14 protein-coding genes are annotated in these 18,755 nt (G+C 55.7%); 6 read left to right on the forward strand and 8 right to left on the reverse strand.

Annotation, left to right across the window (positions count from 1 at the left end):
* Positions 1-9: 9 nt before the first annotated feature.
* Positions 10-747 (forward strand): fumarate/nitrate reduction transcriptional regulator Fnr, encoded by a 738-nt coding sequence (gene fnr, locus BLR97_RS11310; protein WP_170833018.1) that lies wholly within the window; start codon positions 10-12, stop codon positions 745-747.
* Here fnr and ttcA read toward each other — a convergent pair.
* From ttcA to BLR97_RS11330, 4 genes are all read right to left on the reverse strand, one after another.
* Positions 744-1,655: a tRNA 2-thiocytidine(32) synthetase TtcA gene (gene ttcA, locus BLR97_RS11315; RefSeq protein ID WP_089706503.1), complete on the reverse strand. Its 912-nt coding sequence runs from the start codon at positions 1,653-1,655 to the stop codon at positions 744-746. The genes fnr and ttcA overlap by 4 nt on opposite strands.
* Before the next feature lie 120 nt (positions 1,656-1,775).
* Entirely contained in the window at positions 1,776-3,002 is a 1,227-nt protein-coding gene (locus BLR97_RS11320; RefSeq protein WP_089706505.1) for a cation:proton antiporter, read from the reverse strand.
* 174 nt (positions 3,003-3,176) lie between these two features.
* Positions 3,177-3,815 (reverse strand): 3'-5' exonuclease family protein, encoded by a 639-nt coding sequence (locus BLR97_RS11325; RefSeq protein WP_244511293.1) that lies wholly within the window; start codon positions 3,813-3,815, stop codon positions 3,177-3,179.
* Positions 3,812-5,641, reverse strand: coding sequence for a putative nucleotidyltransferase substrate binding domain-containing protein (locus BLR97_RS11330; RefSeq protein WP_089706734.1), 1,830 nt, complete (start codon positions 5,639-5,641; stop codon positions 3,812-3,814). Before BLR97_RS11330 ends, BLR97_RS11325 begins: the two co-directional genes overlap by 4 nt.
* A gap of 661 nt (positions 5,642-6,302) precedes the next feature.
* Here BLR97_RS11330 and BLR97_RS11335 point away from each other — a divergent pair.
* The 4 genes from BLR97_RS11335 to BLR97_RS11350 all read left to right on the forward strand — a co-directional run bounded on the left by BLR97_RS11335 (position 6,303) and on the right by BLR97_RS11350 (position 13,037).
* Positions 6,303-6,563, forward strand: coding sequence for a DUF4212 domain-containing protein (locus BLR97_RS11335; protein ID WP_089706508.1), 261 nt, complete (start codon positions 6,303-6,305; stop codon positions 6,561-6,563).
* Positions 6,564-6,569: 6 nt separating this feature from the next.
* Positions 6,570-8,366, forward strand: coding sequence for a sodium:solute symporter family protein (locus BLR97_RS11340; protein ID WP_089706511.1), 1,797 nt, complete (start codon positions 6,570-6,572; stop codon positions 8,364-8,366).
* 106 nt (positions 8,367-8,472) lie between these two features.
* Positions 8,473-8,988, forward strand: coding sequence for a hypothetical protein (locus BLR97_RS11345; protein WP_089706514.1), 516 nt, complete (start codon positions 8,473-8,475; stop codon positions 8,986-8,988).
* 107 nt (positions 8,989-9,095) lie between these two features.
* Positions 9,096-13,037 (forward strand): NahK/ErcS family hybrid sensor histidine kinase/response regulator, encoded by a 3,942-nt coding sequence (locus BLR97_RS11350; protein ID WP_089706517.1) that lies wholly within the window; start codon positions 9,096-9,098, stop codon positions 13,035-13,037.
* A 112-nt stretch (positions 13,038-13,149) separates the two neighbouring features.
* Here the strand turns inward: BLR97_RS11350 and BLR97_RS11355 are convergent, their stop codons facing one another.
* The 3 genes from BLR97_RS11355 to BLR97_RS11365 form a co-directional block, all read right to left on the reverse strand.
* Entirely contained in the window at positions 13,150-13,812 is a 663-nt protein-coding gene (locus tag BLR97_RS11355; protein WP_089706521.1) for a LuxR C-terminal-related transcriptional regulator, read from the reverse strand.
* A 264-nt stretch (positions 13,813-14,076) separates the two neighbouring features.
* Entirely contained in the window at positions 14,077-16,026 is a 1,950-nt protein-coding gene (gene acs / locus BLR97_RS11360; protein WP_089706525.1) for an acetate--CoA ligase, read from the reverse strand.
* A 180-nt stretch (positions 16,027-16,206) separates the two neighbouring features.
* Positions 16,207-16,746, reverse strand: coding sequence for a SprT family zinc-dependent metalloprotease (locus BLR97_RS11365; RefSeq protein WP_089706527.1), 540 nt, complete (start codon positions 16,744-16,746; stop codon positions 16,207-16,209).
* Between the two features lie 68 nt (positions 16,747-16,814).
* Between BLR97_RS11365 and BLR97_RS11370 the strand changes: the two genes are divergently transcribed.
* Entirely contained in the window at positions 16,815-17,474 is a 660-nt protein-coding gene (locus BLR97_RS11370) for a YecA/YgfB family protein (RefSeq protein WP_089706532.1), read from the forward strand.
* 145 nt (positions 17,475-17,619) lie between these two features.
* Here the strand turns inward: BLR97_RS11370 and BLR97_RS11375 are convergent, their stop codons facing one another.
* On the reverse strand, positions 17,620-18,741 hold the full coding sequence (locus BLR97_RS11375) for a phospholipase D-like domain-containing protein (protein ID WP_089706535.1): 1,122 nt from the start codon (positions 18,739-18,741) through the stop codon (positions 17,620-17,622).
* Between the last annotated feature and the right edge of the window lie 14 nt (positions 18,742-18,755).

An 18,755-nucleotide genomic window follows, 5' to 3' on the forward strand; every position in this document is an offset into this window, starting at 1 on the left:
ACTCTTATTATGGAACCCGTGCGTCGGCGTCGTGCCGTATTACACGAAGCGCGCTGTCAAACCTGCAGCCTAAGCTCGCTGTGCCTACCTCTGTCGCTCGAGATGGAAGATATGGATCAGTTTGACGCGATCATCCGACGGCGTGCTCCGCTTAAAAAGGGTGAGCACCTTTTCCGCCAAGGCGATGACTTTACCAGCGTTTATGCGGTGCGCTCGGGCAGCCTAAAGCAAATCACCAGCGAAGGGGCTGGCGTTGATCAATTGACCAATTTTTACCTGCCCAGCGAACTGGTCGGGCTGGATGCTATTGATGAACGCCACTATCCGGGTAGCGTCATTGCCCTGGAAACCACCACCGTATGTGAGATTCCCTTCGACCGTCTGGATCAACTATCCGAAAAGCTGCCCGAGCTACGCAACCAACTCTACCGCAGCATGAGCAAAGAACTGCGCGATGACCGGCGGATGATGCGCTTGCTATCGCGCAAAACCGCCGACCAGCGATTGGCGAGTTTCCTGGTTAAGCTCTCTGACCGCTTTCGTCGCCGGGGCTACTCACCCTACAGCTTTCGTCTCTCGATGCCTCGGGCAGACATTGGCAGTTACTTAGGTCTCGCCGTCGAAACCGTCAGCCGAATTGTGAGCCGCTTCCAGGCTCAAGAGATCCTGGCCGTCTCAGGCCGTGAGGTGCAGATTCTCAACATGGCGAAACTTCAGCAGTTCGCCGAAGAGGAAGACGTGTCTTAGCCGACGTTAAACGCCTGTATCCGCCCCGCCATCAGTTCGGCTTGCTTGGCTTCCAGCCCGGCAAAGTCGAATAAATCGCGATCCGCCAGCTGTGAGGGCGCCACGTTGGTGACCGCTTTGAACATGCTCTCTAAGCGGCCGGGGTGTTTTTTACCCCACTCCGCGAGCATGTCTTTCACCACTTGACGCTGCATATTGGGCTGGGAGCCACATAGGTTGCAGGGAATAATCGGGAACGCCATTTGCCGCGCATATTCTGCGATATCCGCTTCTTTGCAATACGCCAGCGGCCGAATTACAATATTCTTGCCATCATCGGAAAGTAATTTCGGCGGCATTGATTTCAGCGTACCGCCAAAAAACATATTCAAAAACAGCGTCTCAAGAATATCTTCGCGGTGGTGGCCCAGAGCAATCTTGGTCGCGCCAATTTCCTCGGCAAAGCCGTATAGCGACCCTCGCCGTAAGCGCGAGCACAGCGCGCAGGTGGTTTTGCCTTCGGGGGTTTTCTCCTTCACCACCGAATACGTGTCGCGCTCCAGAATATGGTATTCGACGCCGCGAGCGTCGAGATAAGCAGGCAATACATGCTCGGGAAAACCCGGCTGTTTTTGGTCCATATTGACAGCGACCAGCGAGAAATTCACCGGCGCGTTGCGCTGCAGGCTAAGCAGAATTTCCAGCATGGTATAACTGTCTTTACCACCGCTCAGGCATACCATGACGCGGTCGCCTTCATTGATCATGCGATAGTCGATAATCGCATTGCCCACTTCACGACGCAGACGCTTTTGCAGTTTATTCAGCTCACGCTTGCGCTTGGCATCGTCAAGCTCGGACGAGCCCTTCAGGTTATCAGCAAGCGTCGCCTCTGACGTTGCGGGGTCAAATTGATCTGGTTGTTGCATGGGGAGTAACCATTGCCGACAGTAGAAGAATGAACATATTCTAACAACTCTACGGACGCTCACCCAACACAACCCCAAACAATGCCGTTTAGAGACGACACCGAACACCCCGACGGCCGCTCAATAGGTATCGTTTTTGCCTGTGTCAGCCATGACGCGCTTGACCAGCAACGGGCCAAATAGCTCGAAGATGATGGTAGAGGTTACGACCGTCGCAACGATCAGCTGCCCTTGCTGGGGAAAGCGCTCGGCGGCGAGCAATGCCATCCCCATTGCGACCCCTGCCTGAGGCAATAGCGCAAGGCCGATGTCGGTATTTAAGCGCGGTTCTCGTCGGCGCATGGCCAACACCCCAAGGTACCCACCGAGATAGCGCCCGATACTACGCAGCACGATATAAGCGGCCACCAGGCCTAATGCCGTGCTCAAATACGCCAAGTTGAGACTCGCCCCGGCCAACACAAAGAAAAACACCAAAAACGGCCACTCGATTTGTTCAATTTCGCTAAACGAGCGCGTGTGGTGCGACGAGACATTGACGATCACAAATCCTGCCACCATCGCCGCCAGTAGCGCGGAGACATTGAGATAGCTTGAAAGTCCGGCTATCAAGAGCATCAGCGCCAAGGCCTCCGCCTGGGTTGGGCGTCCCGGCTTGAGCTGGCCCGTCAGCCACGCCGCCGGAAAGCCAAGTGCCGTTCCCAGCAGCAGCGCCCCGCCTAGCTCCCACAGCGCGTGTACTAAAGACGCCCCTCCGCTGGTGGCTCCTAACCAACTAAGCAGCGCCATGCTCAGGCCGAATACGATAATGCCCCAGGCATCGTCGATGGCCACAATGCCCAGCGTCACGCGGGCGGCAAGGCTTTTCTTACCGCTCTCCTGAATGGCCTCGCTTACCGCTGCGGGGTCGGTCGCCACGGAAATGGCGGCTAGGGATAGTGCCACGGCAAAGGAATAGTCCAATAGCCACAGACCGGTGAACACCATGGCCAGTGAACCGATCACTACTGCCGCAGAAAGCGCGAAAATTAATGGCCCTGTCGATTTAAGCCGGGATAATGTCAGCTCGCCACCCAGCAGAAACGCCACCATCACGAGGGCAAGGTTAATCAACGGCTCGCGTAGTCCGTTGAGCGGCTCAGCATTACCCCCTAACAGACCCTGCTGTATCAGTGCAAAGGCCACCCCCACCAATACAAGCAGCGAAATTCTGGGCAACGCGGTTCTACGCGAAATGGTGTCCACCACGATGCTAAGGGATAACAAAACACCAAGCATCAGCAGCGTCCACGCGCTTGTACTCATCGATTGGCTCTGCTCACTGACATACACCCATAGCGCCTCCATGAAACAAGCCTCTCCTTAGCTAAAAACCACCACAAAGAACCATGGTGGCAGAAGCGAAGACGACTAGTCACGCTTGCCAACACTGGCATGGCGTCGTCGCGTGTAAAAAAATTGACTCACGCTCTGCTATGCAGAGATGCTCAAGAGCGGGATGGCCGCCTAATTCGCCATCTATCAGACGACCTGATCGGCGTCACGCCTCAAATGCAGATAAAGCAGTGCACTAGCCGTCGCATCTTCAAGCGCCCGCTGAGGGGCCGCACTGGGCACTTGCCAGCAGCGTAGCGCACACGCTAGTTCGGCCTGCTGCTCAGCCTGGGGATGCAAGCGCCGCAAATAACGCTGGTGAAGCTTGGTGACATCTACCCGCGCATTGGGCAAGCCAAACCCCAGGTGTCGGCGTAGCTGTTGCTCAAGGGGAGCGAGACGCTGTTCGAGCTGCCAGCCAAGAATCGGCCGGTTACCAATAAACTCTATCAGCGAGCGCAGGCTTTCAATATTCAGCGGCAGCGTGGTGTCAACACTGTAGAGCAACTGATGGCGGCGCTCGGCCGCGGCGCTACCCGATGCAGTGTTGCTTAGTGCTGCCACCCAGGCACCGCTGGTGAGGATTTGATGTTGACGCAGCGTGACCGCCGCGACGCTGATTACCCCATGGTGGGCAAAGCACGAAAGCGCCACCAGCTCATTACCCAGGTAAGGCTGAAAGAGCCATGCATAGGGAGAGGCCGCATAGCGGCGGCGCTCGCTTCCCCGTCGTAGCATGCTGCCAAGCCAACCCAAGGGTGCGTCTAACGCGTGTCGACTGATCACGAATACTCCAGGTGGTAACGGTGCGATAGACGCTGTTTGAAATCTTTGACGATATGCAGGGCTTCTCTTAATAGATCTCGCTCTAACGACGATAAATCTTGCACGATGACCCGGTTAGAGCGTTCCTGCTGGTCGGCGGGTGTACCGTCGGATATATCCTGCAATTGGCGTCTGAGTCGTAACTCGGTAAATAGTGCAAGGGCTTCGCCAAGGTCGTCGGCAAAGCGTCGGTTAAGTCGGCCATCCTCGGCCAGCGCGTCTAGCCGATCAAACGTCGAGGTAGCGTAAATACGCCGCTCAAGCGCCATGGTACGGACGCCGTGGACAATCGGAAAAATGCCGCCTTTTTTAATATCGATACCGTGCTGGGGTTTCTTGAGGGAACCGAACAGCGTCAACGGGGTGGAAAAGCGCAGTGCCGTGCGGGCGAAGTAAGACAGCAGCAGCTCATCCCGTGAACAGCGCTCAAACAACTCTTCCCGGACGCTCTCCAGCAGGCTCGGGTTGCCCGCCACACCATGGGCATCCAACATAATCGCCAGCTTCATCAGACTATCGCCGTCCCGTGAGCTGGCCCACCGGGCGATGTGCCCTTTCCACTCGCTCACTGTGCCAACCCAGGCAGGGTTCGAGACCATGATATTGCCCGGGCAAGGTGGGTACCCCAGTTCAATCAAGGTGTCGGTGAGGCGTTGCATGTCGTCGCTCAAGCCAGGCCATTCGGCATCATCGGCCAAGATCAAGCCATTGTCCTGGTCGGTTTTTAGGATCTGCTCACCACGCCCCTCGCTGCCCATGACCATCATGCAGCTGTGCTGATGATGCGTTGTATCGATCGTAAACTCCCAGGCCTTGCTCATAATGCGGCCATTGAGAGCGGCCAGAAGATCCATGGCAAAGCGCAGTTTTACCCCTTGGGCCATTAATGCATTGACCAACTCTGGCGTGCGGTGGCTAGCGGCGGCCAAAGACGGCAAATCACCGGCCTGTTCAACCTGAAGGCTGACCACATAGCTACGGCTTGAGAAATAACTCAGCACGTCGGTTAACTCGACCACGCCGACGACCTGGGCATCATCAATCACCACCACACGCGTTACCTTGTGGCGCGTCATGCTGACCAAGGCTTCAAACAGATATTGGTTGGGTGTCACCGTTACCAGCGTGTACTGAGCGATATCGGCAAGCAGGGTGGTCACCGGATGCTCCGCCAGCACAATCGCATTGAGCAAATCGGTTTTGGTCACAATGCCCGGCTGGCTGGCGGTTTCCACTAACAGACTATCGGCATGACTGTCGTTGAGCGTGCGTACCGCTTTGCCGATATCGGCATCACTGGGCAACAGCAAAGGCGCGCGCATACACTCGCTAACACGAGCCAGCATAAACCCAGCCATCGTCACGCCGCCTTCCGCGCGCTTTTCTGTCAACAGGCGCGCCTTGTGGGCTAATGATTGGTGGAAGAATTGGTTAAAGTCGGGGTATTGGTCGCACAAGGCCTTAAACAGCGCCTTAGGCATCAGGTAGCACAAACACTCCTGCTCGGCTTGAAAGCGGTAGCGGCTTTTACCGTTCAATATGCTAATCGCACCGAATAGATCGCCCGCCGTATAGTGCCCAATACGCGAAACCGAGGCCGGCAAGGTGGGATCGAGCTCGGCGACTTCACCTTTATGGATTAAATAGACGTATTCACCCGCCTGGCCTGTCTCAACAATAATATCGTGGCGATCAAAGTAAGCCAGATCCATGCCGTGGCGCACTTGTTCCTTCCCCTTCGCATCCAGCAGCGAGAACGGGGGCTGGGAAAGGTCTACATCTACCATGGGCATGACCTCGTCAATATGGATGTGAAGTAAGCGAGCCTCGTTTACCTGAGGATTTTGAGCAGTGCTTATTAATGGTTGAGTAAACCAGCATACTTAACCCATATATCGCCACTAGACACTAAATTGAAACAAGCCAATAAACCGACTAATACTTTAGGTTATTGCGCTAATGTCTAATCACTGGATTAACATCTTGCATTCACTTCGGGGCACGAAAGAAACAAAACAAACTGCTGCTTTCTGACTTATTAAAAAACACCTGCTGCCCACTCTTTGAACATAGCAAACATCGCCGCCTTCCCCCCATATAGACCATCGTCCCATGAAGCTAAGTAAAACTTACTCAAAGACACTAAAAGCCAATAAATAAGCTCATTTTCAACTGATTGGCTACTTTTTGCTCACCACCAAAGTTTATTGATACCAAAGTCTGGGATTTATTTTTTGGATTTATTGCCCAGTATTGTCAGTAAGTCATGCAGGGTAATCACACGTCATTGCGCCACTCGAAATCCATCTTCGCCAAGTGACGTGTTAACAAACAGCTGATTCATGACAACGATAGCGAGTGGGTCGCAATACGTGCGATTGGCCTGATGGGTCATACGCTATTCCGAGTGAACTTTCCAACCTAAAAACACAAGTGGAGAGCAACACAATGGCAGACGACAAATCCAATGCTGCAGAATACTGGAAAGCCAACGTCCGTACGATTATTGGATGCTTGGCAGTCTGGGCATTCGTTTCTTACGGATGCGCTATTCTCTTTCGCCCGCTACTTGCCTCTATTCCAGTCGGTGGTACCGATCTGGGCTTTTGGTTTGCTCAGCAAGGATCAATTCTCACCTTCATCGTCTTGATCTTTTTCTATGCCTGGAAAATGAACAAGCTCGACGAAAAATTTGGCCTGGGGGAGTAAGCCGGTATGAGCCAATTTGCAATCAACCTACTCTTCGTAGGTGCCTCCTTTGCCTTGTATATAGGCATCGCGATCTGGGCACGTGCGGGTTCGACGAAAGACTTCTATGTCGCGGGGGGCGGTGTACACCCGATCACCAACGGGATGGCCACCGCGGCCGACTGGATGTCAGCGGCGTCGTTCATCTCAATGGCGGGTCTGCTGGCCTCAGGTGGCTACGCTAACTCGACCTTCCTAATGGGCTGGACCGGCGGGTACGTTATCCTCGCCATGCTGCTGGCACCTTACCTGCGTAAGTTCGGCAAGTTCACCGTGCCCGACTTCATCGGCGACCGGTTCTATAGCAACACCGCACGCCTTGTAGCGGTTATCTGTTTGATCGTGGCCTCGGTCACTTACGTTATCGGTCAGATGACCGGTGCGGGCGTGGCCTTCTCACGCTTCCTGGAAGTACCTAATACCGCTGGTATCTGGATCGCAGCAGCAATTGTGTTCTTGTATGCCGTCTTCGGCGGTATGAAAGGCATTACCTATACCCAGGTGGCTCAGTACGTTGTGCTGATCGTCGCCTATACGATTCCAGCGGTGTTCATCGCCCTGCAGCTGACCGGCAATCCCATTCCGATGTTTGGCATGTTCAGCACGCATACCGAATCGGGAATTCCGCTGCTTGCCAAGCTCAATGACGTGGTCAACGCATTAGGCTTCCAGGATTACACCGCCGACGTCGACAACAAGCTCAACATGGTGCTGTTTACCTTGTCGCTGATGGTCGGTACCGCGGGTCTGCCCCACGTTATCATTCGCTTTTTCACCGTACCCAAAGTCGCTGATGCACGCTGGTCAGCCGGTTGGGCTCTGGTGTTCATCGCGCTACTTTACCTCACCGCACCGGCGGTTGGCTCCATGGCGCGCTTAAACCTCGCCACGACAGTCTACCCAGAAATGGCGGGGCAAGTAGAAGACTATGACGCCGCTGCAGAACAGGCACTTATCTACGAAGATCGCCCTAACTGGATCCGCACCTGGGAAGAAACCGGCCTCATCAACTTTGATGACAAGAACAATGATGGTCGCATTCAGGTCTACAACGATAGCAATGAAGAATATGCCGAGATTGCTGAGTCGCGTGGTTGGGAAGGTAGCGAGCTGACCGTCAATAACGATATTCTTGTACTCGCAAACCCCGAAATTGCCAACCTGCCCGGCTGGGTCATTGGCTTGATTGCAGCAGGCGGTATTGCGGCAGCGCTATCGACGGCCGCCGGTCTTCTGCTCGCGATCTCGTCGGCCATCAGCCACGATTTGATCAAGACCATGATTAATCCCAAAATCACCGAGAAAGGTGAAATGTTGGCAGCGCGTATTTCCATGGCGGGTGCCATCCTGGTAGCAACGTACCTTGGCCTTAATCCACCCGGATTTGCCGCGCAAACCGTGGCCTTGGCATTCGGTATCGCAGGTGCATCGCTGTTCCCTGCACTGATGATGGGTATCTTCTCCAAGAAGATGAACAACTCAGGCGCCGTTGCCGGTATGCTCGCCGGTCTGGGCTGCACCCTGCTGTACATCTTTACCTACTTGGGCTGGCTCTTCATCCCGGGCACCAATATGCTGGCCAACACGCCCGAAAACTGGCTGTTCGGCATTTCACCACTGTCCTTTGGTGCGGTTGGTGCGATGATCAACTTCATCGTAGCCTTCAGTGTCCGCAGTGTGACCCAAGAGCCGCCGCAAGAAATCCAGGACTTGGTCGAAAGCGTTCGCTATCCGAAAGGCGCTGGCATGGCAGTCGACCATTAAGTCATAATTATTCCCTTACCTGCTGACCCAAGCGTCACAGGCTTTGGAATCGACCCGCCATCGGGCTTCCTCCGGGAGGCCCGATGGCTTTTTAGAAGGACATATTATGATTTGGCATCTGATTGCCGCGGTGTTTGCTGGTCTAGCGGCAGCGGGGATTGGCTTGTTGCTGCGCGTACTGAGCGGTAAGCGACTTCCCAAGTGGATCGTCCCCGTGTGTGGTGGGCTGGGAATGATCAGCTACCAAATCCATATGGAGTATTCATGGTTTGAACATAAGCAGGAACAGCTTCCCGCCACCGCTGAGGTTATCTCTAGCGATGTTAGCCAACAGGTATGGCGCCCCTGGACGTTCTTCTTCCCGGTGACCACCAAGTTCAGCGTCATCGACAGCGACAATATTCAATTGGGTACCAGCGGCGATGACCGACTGGCAGAGTTTATTCTCTACCAGTTTGAACGCCACTATACCGATGTCATCACCCACCAGCCGTATTTGCTCAACTGCGATACTCGTGAGCTGATTCCTCTCGAACAGAATACTCAGGAACCACAAGTCGACCAAATGCGCACCTTACGTGACTCCTCACCCCTGCTTATCAATGTGTGCGACGGCGCGTAACATCACCCGTTTCACGCCTGACGATCAACGACTTTTCCCCTAGAATAGTGCGCTGGACGAGCAGCCTCATAGTGGCTTGATCGATAAGCATAAGGCGGGAGAAGGCTATGTTTCATGGTGGCGTGTTAGTCGCGGTATCGCTAGTGTATATCGCGGTGCTATTCGCTATCGCCTGGTACGGCGACCGTCGAGCCCGCACCGTCGGGTCTACCCGGCGCCGACCGATCATTTATAGCCTTACCCTGGCTATTTATTGCACCTCCTGGACGTTTTACGGAGCCGTGGGACAGGCGGCGACGGACGGCTGGTCGTTTGCCAGTATTTTTGTGGGGCCCATCCTCACCTTTTTATTATTTTGGCCCGTGCTAGCGAAAATGATCCGCGTGGCCAAGCATCAAAACGTTACCTCCATCGCCGATTTTATTGCTTCGCGCTACGGTAAAACTCAGTCACTCGCGGCCTTTGCCAGCCTTATTGCGCTGGTCGGCACCCTGCCCTATATCGCCCTACAGCTAAAAGCCGTGTCGACGACCTTCAGCGTATTAACCGCCGAAGGCGATATGACCAATACGCCGCTGTTTGGCGACACCGCCTTTTATGTGGCGGTGGTCATGGCGATTTTCGCCATCTTGTTTGGCACGCGGCACACCGATGCCACCGAGCATCACGAAGGGTTGATCCACGCGGTAGCCTTTGAGTCGGTGGTCAAATTGCTCGCCTTTGTCGTGCTCGGCGCGTTCGTCACCTGGGGCATGTTCGACGGTTTGGCTGAGCTGATGGGCTATGCGGAAACGCAACTGGAACTCCAGCGCCAGCTTGCCAACCAGGACTTTGGCCAAAGCTTTTGGGCACAAACGCTGCTCGCCATGCTGGCGATTCTCTGCTTGCCCCGCCAGTTCCATGTGGCGGTCGTGGAGAACACCCACCGCGACGACGCCACCAAAGCGCGCTGGCTGTTTCCGCTCTACCTAATTGCCTTTGCCTTTTTTGTCGTGCCGCTAGCCGCCGCCGGGTTAATGCTGTTTTCCGACAGCTCGGTTGAGCCCGACACTTACGTACTGGCGCTATCAATGGCGTCCGGCCATGAATGGCTAACCCTACTGACGTTTATCGGTGGCTTTTCCGCCTCCACTGGGATGGTCATCGTCGCCGCGGTGGCCGTATCAATCATGATTTCCAATGAAATCGTGATTCCCGCCCTATTTCGTCTGCGCTGGTTCGATACCAAAGCGCGCGATTACGGCCGTTTGGTACTGCGCGCCCGTCGACTGACCATCGTGGGCGTATTGGCGATGGCTTACGGCTTCTACCAGATGATTGCCGAGTTCACCACGCTGGCCTCGATTGGCATGCTGTCTTTTGCGGCAGCGGCCCAGTTTGCCCCAGCGCTAATCGGCGGGCTGTATTGGAAGCGCGGCAACCGGCTGGGGGTTATTGTCGGCCTGAACGTGGGCTTTGCCATTTGGGTTTACAGCTTGCTTATGCCGGCCATGATCAACGCCGACGTACTGCCTGCCAACTGGCTGGACGGCGGCCCATTAGGTCTTGCCTGGCTGTCGCCGACGGCGCTTTTCGGCCTAAACATGGGCGATAGTTTTACCCACGGTGTGATGCTCTCCCTGGGGCTCAATCTGTTTGGTTATATTTTCATCTCTCAGGTGACCTCTCAGCGGGTGGTCGAGCGTATTCAAGCATCGCTGTTTGTGGATAGTGTTGAAACCCGCCAAACCTCGGTCAACCGCCCTTGGACAGGGGCCACCACGGTGGGCGATTTAAAAGTGCTCTGCGAGCGCTTCCTAGGCGCCGGGCAAGTCGGTCGCGCCTTTGAGGATTACGCACGGCGGACGGGCAAACCACTGGATGACGGCACCCGCGCCTCCATCGATGTTATTCAGTTCACCGAACGCTTTCTTGCCTCCGTGTTGGGCGCGTCATCGGCACGTATTGTGGTCAACTCTGCCCTCCAAGGCCGTGGGATTGGCATTTCCGACGTTATCTCGATTGTCGACGAAGCCTCCCAGGTACTGGAATTTAACCGCGCGCTGCTTCAGGCGACGATCGAGAACATTAACCAGGGCATTAGTGTTGTCGACCAGAACCTACGCCTGGTGGTTTGGAATCAGCGTTATTTAGAGCTGTTCCGCTTTCCTGACCACCTGATTCGCGTGGGCGCGCCGATAGACCGCATCTTCCGCTACAACGCCCACAGCGGCGAGTACGGCCCCGGTGACCCCGAAGAACACGTCCAACTGTTGCTGGACAACATTCGTGACGGCCAGCCCCATCGCTATGTGCGCTATCGCCAAGACGGCAGCGTGCTGGAAGTACAGGGCAATCCGATGCCTGGCGGCGGTTTCGTGTATACCTATCAGGACATTACCCAGCAAAAACGCATCGAAGAAGCACTGATTCGTTCCGAGAACAATATCCGTATTTACACCGATAATGTTCCCGCTCTGATCGCCTATTTTGACAAGGAGTGCCGCTACTTATTTACCAACCGCGCCTACGAGCAGGCCTTTGGTATCGACCGGAACGCGGTAATCGGCAAGCGTTACGAGGATGTTCTGCCCGCGCGACAGGCCCAAGAACGCGCCCCCTGGGTAGCCCTCACGCTGAACGGCGAGCGAGTCAGCTTTGAGGTAGCCATGCAGATGAACGACGCCATGCGCTACATGCTGGTGACCTACACGCCCCACTTCGGGGATAGCCAGTCGATTTTGGGCTTTTTCGCCCTCTACCAAGATATTACCGAACGGCGGCAGGCGGAAATCGCCCTCAAAGAAACCAATGAAACTCTTGAAGAGCGCGTCCGCGAACGTACCCAGGCGCTCTCAGAAGCCAACGCGGCGCTGCGCCAGGAAAACCGCGTGCGTGCCGAAGCCGAGCAGGCGTTACGCCAAGCCAAGCAGTTGGCCGAAGATGCCAACGCGTCCAAAACCCGCTTTTTGGCGGCGGCAAGCCACGACTTACTGCAACCGCTGAATGCCGCAAGGCTGTTCACGTCGGCGCTAATGCAAAATGTCACGGTACCGGATACTCAGCGCACCATTGGCCATATCGATAATTCGCTGCAAGCCGCGGAAGAACTACTAAGCACCTTGCTGGATATTTCCAAACTCGACGCGGGCGCCCTGACACCGCGTCGCAGCCACTTCGCGCTATCCGATATTTTCCGTCCGCTACGCGCCGAGTTTGACGTCATGGCCGATGACCGAGGGCTTGACCTGGTCGTGGTGCCCACCCGGCGGTGGGTCGACTCCGACCCGCAAATGCTGCGCCGTATCGTGCAAAACTTTCTCTCCAACGCGATTCGCTATACCCAGGAAGGTCGCGTACTGCTGGGCTGCCGCCGTCAAGGCGACCGACTGCTCATCGAAGTATGGGATAGCGGCCCGGGTATTCCCGACTCGAAACTTAGCGAAATTTTTCAGGAGTTTCGTCGGCTTGATCAGGCCTCACGGCATAAAGAGAGTGAAAAAGGCCTCGGGCTTGGGCTCTCGATTGCCGACCGGATGAGCCGCGTACTCGACCACCCCATCAAGGTTCGCTCATGGGAAGGCATCGGCACCGTTTTCTCGGTCAGCGTACCCTGCGTTGAAGCAAGGGAGACGAAAGCTGACGATCATGAACAGGGCCCGCGCCGCAGCGGCAATAAGCTCGCGGGCACCCGCATTGTGTGCATCGATAACGAAACGCTGATTCTCGAAGGAATGACCGCCATGCTCACCGGCTGGGGCTGTGAGGTATTCACCGCGACGAGCATTGGCGGCGCCAAGTCGATTCTGCGCAATATGGACGGCGACCCGGATGCGATTTTAGCCGACTACCACCTAGATAATGAAGTCACCGGCTTAATGGCATTGGAGGCGCTCAGCGAGCGTTTGGAGGGTGCCGTTCCCGGCATCGTGATTACCGCGGATCGTACCGAAGGGGTGGCCGAACAGGTTAAGCGCGGCGGGTATCAACTGCTGCTTAAGCCAGTGCGTCCAGCGGCACTGAGAGCGTTGTTAACGCGTACGCTGCAGGCGAGCCGCGCCAAGCCATAACAACTCTATAACAACAAATTGAGAGGCCAAAACAATGACACCGCGCTTGTGTCGCCACAAGCGCGGTGTTCGGGAGGCTACCGGAGAAGACGCCGCAAGCAAGGCGTAGTAACTACGACTCGACTTTCGGTGGCTCAACTTCCAGTTTCTGCGCCGCAATAACTGCCTGGGTACGCGAGTGAACGCCCAGCTTACGCAAAATAGCCGTGACGTGGGCTTTGATAGTCGCTTCGGAAACGTTAAGTTCGTAGGCGATCTGCTTATTCAGCAAGCCTTCCGTCAGCATATTAAGCACACGAAATTGCTGTGGCGTTAGCGACGCAATCGCTTCAGCAAAGCGCGATTCTTCTTCGCTGGTTTCTTCCAGCACGCCGGCCAAGGCCTCAGGCAACCATACCTCGCCCTGCAGGATTTCCCCCACCGCTTCGGCAATAAGCTGTAACGACGACGATTTGGGGATAAAACCAGACGCGCCATAGTCGATCGCACGACGCACTACGTAAGGTTCGTCACTACCCGACACGACCGCAACGGGAACATCGGGCATCTGGCCACGCAATTGGATGAGGCCTGAAAACCCATGGGCACCCGGCATATGCAAATCCAGCAGGATGAGATCAGCGTCCGGGTGTCGATTGACCACGTCAGTGGTGGCCTCCATGGTATCGGCTTCGACGATTTCTGCCTGCGGCGCCAGCTGGCGCAACGCCTGGGTGAGCGCTGCGCGAAACAGCGGGTGGTCGTCTGCGACGATAAATTTGTGGGCTACTGCCATGGATATTCCTCCGGTTCCTCAAGCAGCGGGGTTTGCTGCTGCCGCGACGCTAGGCTCATACGGTTGAAGCATGGTACCCCATGGGCTTCCTCATGCCCAAGCATCACATGCACAATTTATGATGGATTATTCATCACACTCAACATAGCAGTGCCGGCTCGTTGGCCGGCACTGACATTTCACTGCCCTTAGGAGGCAGGCCGAAACGCTCGGCCTGCCCTCTCTCACTCGCCCTTCCGTGATAACAGCGGGCAAGTGAGTGGGCTATTGATTAACGCGATGCTCGATGAGTTCATCCACTACCGAAGGATCGGCCAGCGTGCTGGTATCCCCCAAGCCATCGCACTCATTGGCCGCGATCTTGCGCAGGATACGGCGCATGATCTTGCCCGAGCGGGTTTTGGGGAGCCCCGGTGCCCACTGAATGACATCCGGCGAGGCAATGGGCCCGATATCCTTGCGCACCCATTGAGTGAGCTCTTTTTTCAGCTCGTCAGTCGGGTCGATTTCATCGTTCAAGGTAACGTAAATATAGATACCCTGACCTTTAATATCGTGAGGAAAACCCACCACCGCGGCTTCGGCCACGGCGGAATGCGCGACGAGCGAAGACTCAATCTCGGCGGTGCCCATACGGTGGCCCGAGACGTTCAAGACGTCATCAACACGGCCGGTAATCCAGTAATAGCCGTCTTCATCACGGCGACAGCCATCACCAGTGAAGTACATGTTGTCGTAGGTCGAGAAGTAAGTTTGCACAAAGCGATCATGGTCACCCCAAATAGACCGCGCCTGACCAGGCCAGGCATCCAGGATCACCAGGTTGCCTTCCGCAGCCCCTTCCAGCAGGTTGCCTTCGTTATCGACCAGCGCCGGCTGAACGCCAAAGAACGGCTTGGTCGCTGACCCGGGTTTCAGCGGTGTTGCGCCGGGAAGCGGCGAAATCATGATGCCGCCAGTCTCGGTCTGCCACCAGGTATCTACAATCGGACATTTTTCGTTACCAATCACGCGGTAAAACCATTCCCACGCTTCAGGGTTAATCGGCTCGCCGACCGACCCCAGCAGGCGCAATGAATCGCGCTTGCTGGAATCCATAACGTTTTCGCCATGAGCCATTAGCGCGCGCACCGCCGTTGGAGCGGTATATAGGATGTTGACGTTGTGCTTGTCGACAATGTCACCCATCCGACCATGGGTCGGGTAGCTGGGCACACCCTCAAACATCAGTGTCGTAGCACCATTGGCAAGCGGGCCGTAAACGATATAGCTATGCCCGGTCACCCAGCCCACATCGGCGGTGCACCAATAGACTTCGCCGTCTTGGTAGTCGAACACGTACTGGTGGGTCATCGCCGCAAAGGTGAGATACCCGCCGGTGGTGTGCTTCAGGCCTTTGGGGGCACCGGTAGAACCCGAGGTGTAAAGGATAAATAATGGATCTTCCGCGCCCATTGCTTCGGGCTCGCATTCTGTGGACTGTTTGTCGACCAGGTCGCCAAACCACAGGTCGCGGCCTTCTTTCCATTCGATATCGCCACCGGTGCGCTTGACCACCAGCACGTTTTTGCACACGTCGGTGCCATCGCGGGTCAGTGCCGCATCAACGTTGTCTTTCAACGGTACTTGCTTGCCACCGCGAACCGACTCGTCAGCGGTAATCACTAGCTTAGAGTCGGCGCCAATGACCCGCTGGGCCACCGCGTCGGGCGAGAAGCCGCCAAACACGACTGAGTGAACCGCGCCAATGCGGGCGCAGGCCAACATCGCCATCGCAGCTTCAGGGATCATCGGCATGTACAGCGTAACGGTATCGCCTTTGCCGACACCCAGCTCTTTCAAACCGTTAGCCAACTGATTGGTACGTTCGTAAAGCTCGCGGTAGCTAATATGCTTGGAGTCGTTCGGATCATCGCCTTCCCAAATAATCGCGGTCTGATCACCGCGTTTCTCAAGGTGGCGATCCAAACAGTTCGCACTTACGTTGAGCTGGCCGTCTTCAAACCAGCGAATATCGACATTGTCACGCGCGAAGGAAGTATTCTTAATACGAGTAGGCGCTTTGATCCAGTCAAGCCGCTTGGCCTGCTCGGCCCAGAAGCCTTCCGGATCGTCTACCGATTGCTGATACATGGCCTGGTAAGTGGCTTCATCAGCCCATGCGTTGGCGGCGATATCTTCGCGCACCGGATAGACGTTCTGCTGTTCGCTCATGAAATTGCCTCTGTCCGTGGAAATGCACTCTCTAAAGAAATGTAGCCGATATTAGCGTTTATGTTATCGGCACCTCATAATGACACCCAGCATAAACCTCTCAGCGCAGGCTTCCCTTTAGACATTGGTATTAACATTTTTAACCTAAATTACAATAACTTATAATAAAATACTGCAGAATTATTCGGCACAGTAGACCAAGGTCTGAGCACAGTGGCGGCAACGATAGCGGCGTCCTTTTACCACCAAAGCATGACGCCGTGGGGTCAACTGATGCTGCTGGCAGCCACACTGGTATCGGTATGGCGCTGGCTGCGCCCGGGAGATATCAAAGCGATGGGTAACCCGTGGGGTTAAGCCAAACAGATCGCGCATGACGGTCTTCCATTCCCGCCCGTGGGGCTTTAAGCGAGTACCATCCTGTAAATGAAAAACCAGCCAGTGCGCCATCTCATGGGGAATGACCTCATCGAAGAAGGCGCGACGATTTTCATTTAGCAGTACCGAATTAAAGCGCAAGCCGCCACGGCCCAGGTGCGCCTGACCGGCGGATGCCCCAGTTAAGTCAAACCATACCGATGGATTAGGTAGCGCTGGGTAGACTTCACGACAGAGCTGCCATGCAATAGCAGCACGTTCACGCGCGGCCTGATGCAATGCGTCAGGCGACAAGTCCGCTAGCGCATCATCGCTCCAAGGGGGGAGTGGCGTGGTCTTCATAAGTGATAAACTAGCTGTCGTTGTGTCATGTTGACTGTTTGTATCCGATGCTTATTGACGAGGCTCTTATGCCAGCGCCCCCCCAAACTCCCGAAGACTCCAACCCACCACAGCCGCTGCTTGACGACGAGCAGCTCGACAGGCTGGACGATTTCCTCGCTTCCGAGCAGGTCGATGAAGATGCCCTCGACCTGATTTCGGCGCATGGGTTTCTCGTAGCGCTAGCCGTCGGCCCTAGCGAGGTTCCCCCCGCTCAGTGGCTCGCCGAGCTATTTCATGGCGAACCACGCTACGTCGATGATACCCAGCGCGATGACATTATCCAGCTACTGAGCCGGTTACGCGATAACGCCATGGCCGTGTTGGAACAAGGTGGACTGCCCGAGCTACCTTTCGAGCTGACCCTTGACGGCATGCCCGCCGAAGAAACGCCCATCGGTGACTGGTGCGCCGGGTTCATGGAAGGCGTGTTCTGCGACGAAAGCGCTTGGTTTCAAGACGATGAAGAAACCGCTGCCACGCTGCTATTGCCCTTTATGTTGCTGTCGGGGCTATTCGACGACGAACCCGACATGGCCGACATGGTGGGCGACTTACAGCGCCAAGAAGCTCTTGTAGCCCAGCTGCCGGAGCTGGTGCTCGACCTGTATCTGCACTATCGCGTGCCACCAGAAACTACCAAACCCAAGCCGCGTAAGAAAACGCCCGCCAAAGGCAAAAAACGTTAGGCTTTGTCTGAAAAGTCGGCGAGCGAAGGCCAGACAAGGCAAAAATCGGCGAAAAGACGGAGTTTACGTAGTGTAAATGAGTACTTTGAGCCGATTTTTAACGCCGTATGGTCGAGCGCAGCCAGTTTTCAGATAGAGCCTAGGGTTATTTAAGCCGGGTTATCAACCCATCTAGCGTGCCGAATAGCCACTCTTTAACACGTTGCGGCCATGGCCGAGCCGCCCAAGCGGCGGCATCTACTTCGTCACTGGTGACAAAGTTACGCTCAAACAGGTCGCGCACTTCCTTAGCGAAGTGCGGATCATCGACTTCCTGATTGGCTTCTAAATTCCAATGCAGGTTCCAGTGATCGAAATTACATGAACCGATACTCACCCACTCATCGGCCAGCACAAATTTGGCATGAATAAATGTCGGTTGAAATTCAAAAATACGCACCCCGGCTTTGAGCATCGCCTGATAAAACCGCTGCCCCGCATAACGCACGCTGGGATGATCGTGTTTAGCACCGGGTAGCAACAGCCGCACATCGACGCCACGCTTAGCAGCACGCGCCAACCGCCAGCGTAATCGAAACGTGGGCACAAAATAGGGCGTGCACAGCCACAGTTGCTTCTGGGCCAACCCCACGCGTTGGTGCAGCGAATAACGAATCGCCTGGTAGCGATAGCCCCTTGCCGGCATCACCCGCCCGCGTACGCCGTCATTAAACGGGGGCGGCGTGCGCGAGACAGGTAACGGTTGGCGGCGCGCTTGCCTTTGATCAGCCTGCGTCAATTTGGAGCGCCACAGCCGCCTGAACAGGGCTTCCCAGTCGGCCACCACCGGCCCATCAGCCCGCAGGGCAACTTCATACCAAGCGCTTAAAAATTCGTCGACCGCGCCAAATCCGCCGGTGAACGCAACCTCGCCATCCACTACCACGATTTTGCGGTGATCCCGGCTCAAATTGCGCGCCAGGGAATGAAAGCCCAGTGGGTTAAAAAAGCGCAACTGCACGCCCGCTTGCGTCAGACGCTGGCGGTCTGCGTTGGACAATCCCATGGAGCCAAAACCGTCTAATAGCAAGCACACCGGCACGCCCCGCTCGGCAGTACCGATCAATGCATCGCTAACTTGACTGGCCAATGTCCCCGTCTCCATTAAATAGAGCTCCACCAGCACATAATACTGCGCATGGTGGATAGCCTCGAACATCGCCGGCAAAAAGCGCGAGGCCTCGGGAAGCAACGTAAAGCGATTGCCCTCACGCCACACGGGCTGCATAAGGACTCCTTGAT

Origin of the sequence: Vreelandella arcis (genome assembly GCF_900103865.1) — a bacterium.
In the GTDB taxonomy this organism is placed as follows: domain Bacteria; phylum Pseudomonadota; class Gammaproteobacteria; order Pseudomonadales; family Halomonadaceae; genus Vreelandella; species Vreelandella arcis.

Bases quoted from the DNA above. Each gene is read 5' to 3' on its own strand.
- fnr (WP_170833018.1), top strand. From the start codon at position 10: ATGGAACCCGTGCGTCGGCGTCGTGCCGTATTACACGAAGCGCGCTGT.
- ttcA (WP_089706503.1), bottom strand. From the start codon at position 1,655: ATGCAACAACCAGATCAATTTGACCCCGCAACGTCAGAGGCGACGCTT.
- BLR97_RS11320 (WP_089706505.1), bottom strand. From the start codon at position 3,002: ATGGAGGCGCTATGGGTGTATGTCAGTGAGCAGAGCCAATCGATGAGT.
- BLR97_RS11330 (WP_089706734.1), bottom strand. From the start codon at position 5,641: ATGGTAGATGTAGACCTTTCCCAGCCCCCGTTCTCGCTGCTGGATGCG.
- BLR97_RS11335 (WP_089706508.1), top strand. From the start codon at position 6,303: ATGGCAGACGACAAATCCAATGCTGCAGAATACTGGAAAGCCAACGTC.
- BLR97_RS11340 (WP_089706511.1), top strand. From the start codon at position 6,570: ATGAGCCAATTTGCAATCAACCTACTCTTCGTAGGTGCCTCCTTTGCC.
- BLR97_RS11345 (WP_089706514.1), top strand. From the start codon at position 8,473: ATGATTTGGCATCTGATTGCCGCGGTGTTTGCTGGTCTAGCGGCAGCG.
- BLR97_RS11350 (WP_089706517.1), top strand. From the start codon at position 9,096: ATGTTTCATGGTGGCGTGTTAGTCGCGGTATCGCTAGTGTATATCGCG.
- BLR97_RS11355 (WP_089706521.1), bottom strand. From the start codon at position 13,812: ATGGCAGTAGCCCACAAATTTATCGTCGCAGACGACCACCCGCTGTTT.
- acs (WP_089706525.1), bottom strand. From the start codon at position 16,026: ATGAGCGAACAGCAGAACGTCTATCCGGTGCGCGAAGATATCGCCGCC.
- BLR97_RS11365 (WP_089706527.1), bottom strand. From the start codon at position 16,746: ATGAAGACCACGCCACTCCCCCCTTGGAGCGATGATGCGCTAGCGGAC.
- BLR97_RS11370 (WP_089706532.1), top strand. From the start codon at position 16,815: ATGCCAGCGCCCCCCCAAACTCCCGAAGACTCCAACCCACCACAGCCG.
- BLR97_RS11375 (WP_089706535.1), bottom strand. From the start codon at position 18,741: ATGCAGCCCGTGTGGCGTGAGGGCAATCGCTTTACGTTGCTTCCCGAG.